The sequence below is a fragment of the Streptococcus zalophi genome (genome assembly GCF_016481285.1).
GTDB lineage: Bacteria > Bacillota > Bacilli > Lactobacillales > Streptococcaceae > Streptococcus > Streptococcus zalophi.
This window is the reverse complement of the sequence record NZ_JAENBP010000006.1, coordinates 1-11,862: the sequence shown is the minus strand read 5'-3', so window position 1 is coordinate 11,862 and position 11,862 is coordinate 1. Positions and strand designations below refer to the sequence as shown.

8 protein-coding genes are annotated in these 11,862 nt (G+C 33.7%); all 8 read left to right on the top strand.

Going from position 1 to position 11,862, the window contains the following annotated elements; all coding sequences use genetic code 11:
• The first annotated feature begins 3 nt into the window (after positions 1 to 3).
• Positions 4 to 276 carry an RNA-binding S4 domain-containing protein gene (locus JHK64_RS05355; RefSeq protein WP_199567976.1) on the top strand — a complete coding sequence of 91 codons (273 nt, stop codon included), beginning with the start codon at positions 4 to 6 and terminating at the stop codon, positions 274 to 276.
• Positions 263 to 634, top strand: a complete 372-nt coding sequence (locus JHK64_RS05350) for an FtsB family cell division protein (RefSeq protein WP_199567975.1) — start codon at positions 263 to 265, stop codon at positions 632 to 634. The genes JHK64_RS05355 and JHK64_RS05350 overlap by 14 nt, the downstream gene beginning before the upstream one ends.
• Positions 634 to 759, top strand: a complete 126-nt coding sequence (locus tag JHK64_RS05345; protein WP_199567974.1) for an SP_0009 family protein — start codon at positions 634 to 636, stop codon at positions 757 to 759. Before JHK64_RS05350 ends, JHK64_RS05345 begins: the two co-directional genes overlap by 1 nt.
• Positions 756 to 2,045: a serine hydrolase gene (locus JHK64_RS05340; protein WP_199567973.1), complete on the top strand. Its 1,290-nt coding sequence runs from the start codon at positions 756 to 758 to the stop codon at positions 2,043 to 2,045. Before JHK64_RS05345 ends, JHK64_RS05340 begins: the two co-directional genes overlap by 4 nt.
• On the top strand, positions 2,042 to 3,304 hold the full coding sequence (tilS, locus tag JHK64_RS05335) for a tRNA lysidine(34) synthetase TilS (RefSeq protein WP_199567972.1): 1,263 nt from the start codon (positions 2,042 to 2,044) through the stop codon (positions 3,302 to 3,304). Before JHK64_RS05340 ends, tilS begins: the two co-directional genes overlap by 4 nt.
• Before the next feature lie 14 nt (positions 3,305 to 3,318).
• A complete protein-coding gene (gene hpt / locus JHK64_RS05330; protein WP_199567971.1) occupies positions 3,319 to 3,861 on the top strand; it encodes a hypoxanthine phosphoribosyltransferase in 543 nt (180 codons plus the stop codon).
• Positions 3,862 to 3,885: 24 nt separating this feature from the next.
• Entirely contained in the window at positions 3,886 to 5,844 is a 1,959-nt protein-coding gene (ftsH, locus tag JHK64_RS05325) for an ATP-dependent zinc metalloprotease FtsH (RefSeq protein ID WP_199567970.1), read from the top strand.
• A 362-nt stretch (positions 5,845 to 6,206) separates the two neighbouring features.
• Positions 6,207 to 11,862: Cna B-type domain-containing protein (locus tag JHK64_RS07550; RefSeq protein WP_199567969.1), on the top strand; the 5,656-nt coding region annotated here is incomplete at its 3' end.

Below are 11,862 nucleotides of genomic sequence, written 5' to 3'. Positions count from 1 at the left end.
ATTATGAGATTAGATAAATATTTGAAAGTATCGCGTTTAATAAAAAGACGACCAGTTGCTAAAGAAGTAGCAGATAAAGGTCGCATAAAAGTTAATGGCATTTTGGCTAAAAGCTCTACCAAATTAAAATATAACGATACCATTGAAATAAGATTTGGAAACAAATTATTAGTGGTACGTGTGTTAGAGATGAAAGACAGCACCAAAAAAGAAGATGCTAGCAAAATGTATGAAATCATTAGTGAAACAAGGATAGATAAAGATGAAGAAGCCTAATATTGTTCAATTAAATAATGACTTTATCAAGGATGCTAATCAAAAAAAACGTTTTGAAGAAGAAGAAATTCGTAAACGTCATCGTTTTATCGGTTTAGTATTGATTGTCATTACTTTGCTGTTTATTTTACCAACCTATAACTTAGTATCAAGTTATGTCGCTTTGGAAAATAGAAAGCAGCAAATCATTGAATTACAAAAAGAATTCAATACTCTAGAAGAAGAAACCAATCAAAAAAAAGAACTGGCTAACCGCTTAAAAGATACAGATTACGTTGAAAAGTATGCGCGTGCCAAATATTCCTATAAATTTGAGGGAGAAGTTATTCTTCAAACCCCGGAATTACTACCAAAATAATGAAAAATTTAATTAATACTATCGAAAAATTTTTGACATACTCAGATGATAAACTAAAAGAACTATCTGAGAAGAATCAACAATTAAAAGAAAAAACAAAGAAGGGAGAGGACAAAACAAAATGAAAAAAGTATTCGCATTCTTTTTAGCAATGTCTGTCTTTTTGTTACCTCTCTCCATCATCAGTACGGAAAAAGAGGCTTCTTTGTCTAACGGATTGCAATACCAACTATTACAAAATCCAGCTAGTCAAGTAGACTATTTTTCTTATTTCCCTGAAAATCCCGTCTTAAAACAAGACGCCCAAATTTATGAAGATGTGAATCTATCAAAACCTTTAAACATTTTAACTGCAAATACCCAAATTAGTTTAAATCGTTTTCTCATTAATGATACCAATGTGCCAGTGTTTGAATTATCAAATGGTGGCTTTATTAGTGCTAGTTATGATGTGATTTTTGATGATGTCATTTTAAGTCAAGAACCTATTGACGCTACATTTTGGGTAGGGAAAAAAGCTGTTTTTTACCCACAACCTTTTGTAACGGGTGTAAAACCGTCAGAGAAAACAGTTACTGATTTTACCAGTGTTAAAGTGTCACAAAAAGCAACAACCAATCATGGGACTTATTATAAAGTTGAAGAAAAAGGATGGATTGATGCTACCACACTTTCTGAAAATGATAATCGCATGGCACATGTTCAAGATATTTTGAATGAAAAATATCAAAATGCGGACATTTCAGTTTATGTTAAGGATCTTGACAGCCAAGAAGTGGCACAAATCAATGCGGACAAAGTCATGTATTCTGCGAGTATTACCAAACTTCCTATTTTATACTACGCTCAAGAAAAACTTGACACCAAGACTTTTTCTTTAGACAATCGTTTCAAGTACAATGAAGCTTCAATGAACTTTGAAGGTGCCTATGACACAGATGGCAGTGGTGATATGAGTAAACTGCCCGATGACAAGGAATATAGTCTTGAGTCTCTTTTAAAAGCAGTTAGTCAAAATTCAGATAATGTTGCTAGTAACTTACTAGGTTATTATGTTGATGATAAATACGATGCTAATTATCAAACAAGTATTTCAAAGGCCATCGGCACTAATTGGGATATGGTTGGTAGAAATAGTACAGCTCAACAAGCCGGACTCATGATGGAAGCCATTTATTATCAAAATGGTACCATTATTGATTATCTCTCTCAAACAAAATTTGATAATGAGCGCATTTCAAAAGATATTGATGTTCAAGTGGCTCACAAGATAGGCGATGCTTACGATTTTAGACATGACGTTGCGATTGTCTATGCAGAAAAACCGTTTATCCTATCAATTTTTACAGATCACGCTTCTTATGATGATATAACAGCTATTGCAAATGATGTCTATGGTGTTTTAAAATGAACAATCAACAACTATTAAAAATCATTCAAAAAAAATCTTATTTTTCTTCACACAGTAAGGTATTGATTGCAGTTTCAGGTGGTTCAGACTCCATGGCACTTTTGCAATTTTTATATGCTTATAAAAAGGTATTAGAGATTTCCATTGCCATTGCACATGTTAATCATAATCAACGTTTGGCTTCAAAAGAAGAAGAAAATTATTTGAAAGAATGGGCAACCAATCATGAAATCCCCATTTATATTAGTCATTTCAAAGAAGCATTTTCAGAAGAAAGAGCAAGAAATCATCGGTATACGTTTTTTAAACAGATAATGTCAGAACATGGCTATACTGCTCTTGTCACTGCTCATCATGCAGATGATCAAGCAGAAACAATTTTGATGAAATTACTTCGTGGGTCTCGTTTGATGGATTTAACTGGCATAAAAGAAAGACAGCCCTTTTTTAATGGTGAACTCATTAGACCGTTTTTAACCATTAAGAAAAAAGACCTGCCCCAGGTTTTTCATTTTGAAGATGCTTCAAATAATGAAAATACATTTCTTAGAAACCGTATTAGAAATGTGTATCTTCCTTCCTTGCAAAAAGAAAATCCTCAAATATCTCATCATCTTATTGAGACAGCAAGAGAGGTCAACTTATTAAAACAAGCGTTACAGTCGTTAACAAAAGACATTTCTACACAAGATTGTCAAGTTTTTTTAAGACAAGATGCTGCAGTGCAGTATTTTTTATTACAGACTTACTTAGAACAATTTGCAGATTTAAACTTGTCTAAAAATCAATTTGAAGACGTTTTACACATTATTAAAACAAAAGCTAATTACACCCATCATTTAAAAAACAATTATTATCTCATTAAAGATTACCAACAGTTTACCATAAAAAAAATGGACCCAAAGACCGATAGTAAAAGCCTTGAAAAAGTGTTAGAATATGGAAACAATGTGACCTTTGGTAAGTATCGTTTTTCTTTTTCCGATAAACCAGGCAATATTTCTCTAACTAGTCAGTCTCCAATGATTCTAAGACATCGCAAACAAGGAGATAAAATTCAGCTTGGCAACCACTCTAAGAAAATTAGACGTCTTTTTATTGATGGAAAGTATTCTTTCTTGGAACGTCAAAATGCTATTATTGGTGAACAAGATGGTTTTATTGTTTTTATTATGGTTGGCGGTGATACATATTTGAGAAATCACTCTAATAATGATATAATGATTGCTACATTACATATTGAAAAAATAAAAGAATAAAAGAGTGGTAGAAGATGTTAGAAAAAGATATTAAAAAGGTTTTATATACTGAAGAAGACATTACGAAAAAAGCTAAGGAATTAGGACAACAATTAACAAAAGACTATGATGGAAAAAATCCATTATTGGTTGGTGTTTTAAAAGGCTGTATTCCTTTTTTAGCTGAGCTTATTAAACACATTGATACTCAAATTGAGTTAGATTTCATGGTTGTTTCAAGTTATCATGGTGGGACAACAAGTAGTGGAGAAGTAAAAATCTTAAAAGATGTCGACACTAACATTGAAGGTCGAGATGTCATTTTTATTGAAGACATTATTGACACTGGAAGAACACTTAAATACCTAAGAGATATGTTTAAATATCGTCAAGCTAAATCAATCAAAATTGCAACTCTATTTGATAAACCAGAAGGAAGAGAAGTTACTATTGATGCTGATTATGTTTGTTATGATGTTCCAAACGAATTTATCGTAGGTTTTGGATTGGATTACAGAGAAAACTACCGTAACCTTCCTTATGTAGGTGTCTTAAAAGAAGAAATCTATTCAAAATAATCATAGAAAGTTTATTATCAAGAAATGAAAAATAACAATAATGGATTTGTTAAAAATCCTTTTCTCTATATTTTAATTATTATCTCTATTATTTTTGGAGTTCAATATTTTTTGCGTGGTTCATCTACGCAAGCCCAAAAAATTAATTATTCTACCCTTGTTTCAGAAATAAAAAATGGTGAGGTGGCTTCCATTTCCTATCAACCAAATGGTGGTATTATTTCTGTTGAAGGAGAATACAAATCTGAAAAAACGATTGAAAATAAAAATGATTTAGCCTTTTTTGGTAATTCAAGTACAACAGTTAAAGAGTTTACGTCCATCATTCTACCAAGTGAAACTTCCATTAAAACATTACAAGATGTTGCTGATGAAGCAGGAACAGAAATAACTGTTAAACCTGAGAGCTCTATTGGCACATGGATATCATTGATTGTTGGCTTTTTACCCATCGTTATTTTAATCTTCTTTTTCACTATGATGATGAATCAAGGTGGTGGCGCTCGTGGCGCTATGAATATCGGTAAAAATAAGGCGAGAACAGCAAGTAAAACCACTGTTAAAGTTCGCTTTTCAGATGTTGCAGGTGCTGAAGAAGAAAAACAAGAACTGATTGAAGTTGTTGATTTCCTAAAAGACCCAAAACGTTACAAGGCGCTCGGTGCTAGAATTCCTGCAGGTGTTCTTTTAGAAGGACCCCCAGGAACAGGTAAAACCTTACTAGCAAAAGCTGTTGCAGGAGAAGCCGGTGTTCCTTTCTTTAGTATTTCAGGTTCAGACTTCGTTGAAATGTTTGTTGGGGTTGGTGCAAGTCGTGTGAGATCTTTATTTGAAGATGCTAAAAAAGCTGAACGTGCCATTATCTTTATCGATGAAATCGATGCGGTTGGTCGTCGTCGTGGTGCAGGCATGGGTGGCGGAAACGATGAACGCGAACAAACCCTTAACCAACTATTAATTGAAATGGATGGTTTTGAAGGCAATGAAAATATTATTGTCATTGCTGCAACAAACCGAAGTGATGTCTTAGACCCAGCTCTTTTAAGACCAGGACGTTTTGATAGAAAAGTTTTGGTTGGTCGTCCAGATGTTAAAGGACGTGAAGCTATTTTGAAAGTCCATGCTAAAAATAAACCTTTAGCAGATGATGTTAATTTGAAAGTTGTTGCACAACAAACACCGGGATTTGTTGGTGCCGATTTAGAAAACGTCCTCAATGAAGCTGCTTTAGTCGCTGCTAGAAGAAACAAAACCAAGATTGATGCTAGTGATATTGATGAGGCAGAAGACCGTGTGATTGCTGGTCCATCTAAGAAAGACAAGACGATTTCTGAACGTGAGCGTCAAATGGTTGCTTACCATGAAGCAGGACATACCATTGTTGGTCTTGTCTTATCAAATGCTCGTGTTGTTCATAAAGTCACTATTGTTCCTAGAGGCCGTGCTGGTGGTTATATGATTGCTCTTCCAAAAGAAGATCAAAATCTGCTATCTAAGGATGATTTAAAAGAACAATTAGCAGGACTTATGGGTGGTCGTGTGGCTGAAGAAATCATCTTCAATGTTCAAACAACAGGTGCTTCTAATGACTTTGAACAAGCCACACAAATGGCACGTGCTATGGTTACTGAATATGGTATGAGTGATAAACTTGGGCCTGTTCAATATGAAGGAAACCATGCCATGATGCCAGGCCAATTGACGCCAGAAAAATCTTATTCTGCTCAAACCGCCCTATTAATTGATGAAGAAGTTAGGGAACTCTTAAATGAAGCGCGTGATAAGGCGGCTGATATTATCAATCAAAACAGAGAAAAACATAAATTGATTGCAGAAGCTTTACTTAAATATGAAACACTTGATGCGCATCAAATTAAATCAATCTATGAGACTGGCGAGATGCCTAAATCATTAGAAGATGAACAAGAAGAAACTCATGCTCTTTCTTACGATGAAATCAAAGAAAAATTAGTAAAAGAGTAATCAAAATATTCATAAAAGGACGATAACAGTCCTTTTTTTGTTTATATATTCTATTAATATATTGTTTTTTAAAAATAAAAGTAGTATAGTATAGTCGGGTGTTTTTATCATGGAATAAGAAACGGCTTAAAAATACACAAATAATGAGTTTTGAAGAAATAAAGTGTTTTTTTTATCCCAAAAATAACTGAAAGGAGAAAATTATCAATCTAAAATATTATTGAATATAATAAATAAAACATTAGAGAAAAAAACAAGCAAATAACTATTTTTTTTAAAATACTATGTTTAAAATTCATTGCTCATTTTTAATGATGCAAAAGAACTTTTATTTTATATCAGAGTATAAAAAGGAGTAATATATGAAAATAAAGAGTAAAAGATGGTTATCTTTTCATCAGATAATCATTCATTATTTTATGGTATTTTCTATTGTACTGGGTCAATTAGCCACTCCTATGGTAGCGCTTTCGGACACAATAGAAGAACAAACAAATCCTTCTGTAACAATGGTTGAAAGATCGCAAGATGATTTAGTTGCTATAGAAGCGCCTCAAATCAATGAGGAAAGCAATGCTATTGTGAGTAGCGAAAATAATCAACCTTCTTCTGTAAATATTGATGAAGGGAAGCTTAAAATTGATGCTACAGAAAAACAAATGACCCCAACACCAATTTCACCAAACAATTCAGGAATTGTTTTAGGTCAATTTGATTTATACGATACTACAAAAGGAAACGAAAACATTGATCTTTATTCAGGAAAACAAACAACTACATATGTTAGTTTTTCAACAACAGCAACTCAAGGCACTCAAAATTACACGGTTAAACTAAAATTTAATAAAAATTTTATTGATAAAGATGATATTATTACCTCTAATCCAACTTCTTTGAGTGCTCCAGCGATTATAGAAGAAGATAATGAAGGAAACTATATAGTTACCTATCAATTCAATGATTTGACTGGGGGAACAGATTTAAGTTTTCCTACAAAATTTATTGCTAAATCTGGACCAACACCCAATGGCTATCAGCTTCCAGTCACTGCAACTATTTATGCAGACGATTTAAGTAATCCTATAGACACTAAGACAATAAATTATACTTACAAAGTAAAAAATATAGTTACAGAAAAACAAATAAAAAAAGATGATTTAACATATTCTAATTTAGATCAAGAAATTATTTCTGCAGGAGAAGAGAGTGATACACACTCAGGTTTTCTAAGTGAAGATGTGACAAAACTAAAACCAGTTACTTTCCGTTATCATAGTGGAATTGGTTTGGACGCAGACAGTAATCTTGGAAATAGAAATCTTGAAAAAGTCATTTATAGAGATACCCTCCCAACGGGAGCAGTTTTTTTACCTGAAAAAAATCCAGGTTGGACTTACGATGAAACATCAAGAGTTGCAACCTATGAATATACTGTTCCAGAAGATATTAAATTTGGTTCTAGTGCCTTTAATTCTCCAGTGATTAATCTACTTTTTCCTGATGGAGAACTATATGATATAAATGATTCTAATAAAGGAGTCTACACCAATAAAATTCAGGCAGAATACATTCCCAAAGATAAAGCAGATTATGAAAATACGATTGTTTATGAAGACAGTGTGGATTTTAGATTAGCACCTTCAGAAGATGGTTTTTCTGCTGAAAAAACTGGTTGGGAACGAATTTACAACACTGAAAAATATTTAGAAAATTGGGAGGGTCCGTGGTATTTTTCTATAGCTAATCCCTTAGATGAAAATATTGAAAATTTTCAGATTAGTGATGATAAATTAGATGAACACCTTTATTTCTCGAAAGTTTATTTCCCACAAATGTCAAGTGATATTTTTGAAGGAACAGTAGATATCTATTCAGAAATTGAGGGAGGACAAAAAACTCTTGTAGCAGAAAATGTTGATTTTTCAACAAGCGAGCAAACAATTAAATTGACAGGTCAAGTTATAAAGGTTTATGTCGAAGCACATAACACTTCCTCTCACAAGAGTGTTTTAAAACCAACAACTTCTGATGCAAAAAAATTTAAAATGACTCTTTTTTCAAAAATAAAAGATCCAACAGTCCAATTATCCTCGGGGTATGTTTTTAAAAATGAAGCCACCTTAAAAGGAAACAAGGATGGAAAAGACACATTTGAGAAAATAGTTATCGCTCAGGATAAAGTATTAATTGATCCAAATCAAACCTTCCATATTAGAAAAAATGTAAAAACAGAAAACCGAACTTTTGGTGCTGGTGAGAAAATCCCAGTAACTCTTGATTTAAATTCTAATGGTGTGTTACCAAATACTGAGATTAAATTTACTCAAGTAGTTGATTTATTACCAATAGGAGTTAACTATGTTCCTAATTCTTCAACTTTAAATATTGATTACGGTAAAAATACTTATCAATTTGACCCTAGCCTTGCCAATGGAACTTATGAACCAAAAGTTGTTCCAAATTATAAAGGAACAGGACGTACAGCGCTTGTTTGGGAAATATTACCCGTTATTGCTTTAGAATTAGAAACAGCTTCTGATAGTTTTCCCTATCAAATAAATTATCAAATGGAAGTAACTAAGTATGCTTCTATCGGTGAAAATATAAATAATGTTTTTGTTGGTTGGGAAAATAATGATGAAATTATACCAATAAGGGCATCAAATACTTCTACTGTAGAGACCGATATATATGACTTAAATAATAATGGCAGAACTGATGATTTAATATCGGGAGCACAAGGAAACTTTACTCATTCACCGGTGAAAGAATTAATTAGTCGAAAAACAGTTAAAGGTAGTCTAGATACAGGATATACTTTAGATACAGGAGATACTTCTAATCCAGGCGTTGCCACATCAGAAATTGCGTCAGATGGTTCATATGAACTATCAATTTTAAATAATTCTGACAATGATTATCAAACATTTGTTCTTTTAGATATTCTTCCATATGTTGGAGATAAAACTGTTGGTATTAATAAATTAACTGGAGAAAGGATTGCTAGAAATTCACAGTTTGAAATACACTTGTCAGGACCAATAACGGTTCCAGAAGGGTATAAGGTATATTATTCTCAAGATTTACCAACAGGTAATGATATGGGAACTTATGTTAATGGTGCTAATTGGGAAGAAACACCAACAAACTTCTCACAAGTTCGTGCTTTTAAAATTGAACTACAACCAGGATTTGTTTTAAATGTAGGCAAAAATGTTAATTTTGGAGTTCCTTTTGTAACGCCTAACAATGATATATTGGGACGATATGGAAGAGACGATGCCGTTAATAAACAACTACTTGCTGTAAACTCTTTTGGAGTAGCTACAGCAGCGGATTTAAACTTTACAGAATCTAACAATGCTTCTATTGAACTCTTTAAATATAAAGTTGAAGGTTATGTTTTTGAAGACTTAGATGAAAAAGATGCTCTTAAAGGAGACAATGATAAACCATTTAAAAATTATGTTGTCAAATTAATAGATAATAACGGAAATCCGGTTATTGATTTAGATAATCAGCCAATCCAAACCACAACAGATGATAATGGGTATTACACAATGGATGTGTTTAGACACGGAGATTATAAAGTACAAATTATTACACCAGATGGCTACACTTTGGTAACACCTAAAAATGAGAATTTAGGGTCTCATATAACAGATGAAAACAATGGCACTACAGATAGTTTTAATCTCTCACTGAATAACCCAATTGCTAAAAAAAATGCAGGATATTCAAAAAACACGATATCTATTAGTGGCCAAAAAATCTGGGATGACGCTAACAATCAAGACAATCTTCGCCCTAAAGAAATTACTGTGAAACTAGTAGCAGATGGCGTAGACACAGGGAAAACTCAAACTACAGATGCTACTAAAGATTGGAAATATAGTTTTGATGGTTTGGCACCTACTAATGCGCAAGGCCAAAATATTGTTTATACGGTTGAAGAGGCAGATGTGATTAATGGTTATACTGCAAAAGTTACTGGTTATGATATTACCAATACCCACACACCAAGCACTGTAAATATCTCAGGTAAAAAAATCTGGGATGATGCTAATGACCAAGATGGTAAACGCCCAACAGAAGTTGTTGTCAACCTTTTAGCTGATGGTCAGCCAACTGGACAAAAAGTGACAGTAACAGAAGCAACTAACTGGGCATATGAATTTACAGATCTTCCAGAATTCAAAGATGGTCAAAAAATTGTTTATACTGTAACAGAAGACGCTGTTGCAGAATATACAACAAACATTAATGGCTTTGATATTACAAATAGCTATCAACCTGGTAAAACAAGTATTAGAGTCACTAAAGCATGGATTGATAACAATAACCAAGACGGGTTACGTCCAGACAGCATTAAAGTACAACTCTATGCTGATGGGCAAAAAGTAGGTGCTGCTGTTGATGTTACCGCTGCCGACAACTGGTCATATACATGGTCAGATTTACCAGAAAAAGCTGCAGGTAAAATTATTAATTACTCTGTTGTAGAAGAAGATACTGTTGCTGGTTATACGTCAGCAACAAGTCCACTAATTTCTGGTAATGTTACTATTACAAACTCACATATTCCAACTGTGACACAAGTTTCAGGTAAGAAAATCTGGAATGATGCGAACAACCAAGATGGTAAACGACCAACAGAGGTTGTTGTTAATCTTTTAGCAGATGGGCAACCAACTAGCCAAAAAGTAACTGTTAATGAAGCAAGTAACTGGGAATATCAATTTACAAACTTACCAGAATACAAAGCTGGTCAAAAGATTATCTATACAGTATCAGAAGATCCTGTAGCAGAATATACCACAGACATTAATGGTTTTGATATTACTAACAGCTATACTCCGGGTAAAACTAATATTACAGTTTTCAAGATATGGGATGATGGAAATAATCAAGACAATCTACGCCCAGATAGTGTCAAAGTTCAACTTTACGCTAATGGGCAAAAATTAGGAGAAGCTGTTGAATTAACGGATAAAAGTATAATAGGCTGGACTTACACTTGGTCAGATCTTGATATAAAAGCTAATGGTCAAGACATTGTCTATACTGTTGAAGAAGTCGGAACAATTGATGGTTATACAACAACTGTAGGACAGCTGATTTCAGGAAGTGTAACCATCATCAATAAACACACACCAAGCACAATAAGTGTTAAAGGTCAAAAGACATGGGATGACGCTAACAATCAAGATGGCATTCGCCCAGATTCTGTAACCGTTCATCTCTTTGCAGATGGAGTTGATACAGGCAAAACTGCTGTAGCAAGTGCTGAAACCAATTGGACTTATGAGTTCACTGACCTTCCAGAATATAAGAAAAAAGAAAATGGAAATTCTCAATTCTGGCGTTCAGCTACTACAACAAGAGCAGCGAAAAATCCAAAAGTTGTCTACACTGTAGTAGAAGATGCAGTTCCTGGCTATACCACAGACATTAATGGTTTTGATATTACTAACACCCATACTCCAAGTCTTGTTTCTATCTCAGGCACTAAGACATGGAACGACGCTAACAACCAAGATGGTGTTCGTCCAGCAGAAATTATTGTTAACCTTCTAGCAGATGGTGTTGCGACTGGTCAAACTAAGACCGTTACAGCCGCAGACAACTGGACTTATGAATTCACTGACTTACCAGAATTCAAAGACGGTCAAAAGATTGTCTATAGCGTGACAGAAGAAGCTGTTCCTGGCTATACCACAGATATTAATGGTTTTGATATTACTAATAACCATACTCCAAGTCTTGTTTCTATCTCAGGTACTAAGACATGGGATGACGCTAACAACCAAGACGGTGTTCGTCCATCAGAAATTATTGTCAACCTTCTAGCAGACGGCCAACCAACTGGTCAAACAGCAACCGTTAATGACGCAAGCAACTGGACATATGAATTTACTGGCTTACCAGAATTCAAAGATGGTCAAAAGATAGTCTACACTGTGACAGAAAACAAGGTAGATAACTACACAGTTGCTATCGATGGTTATAACATTACTA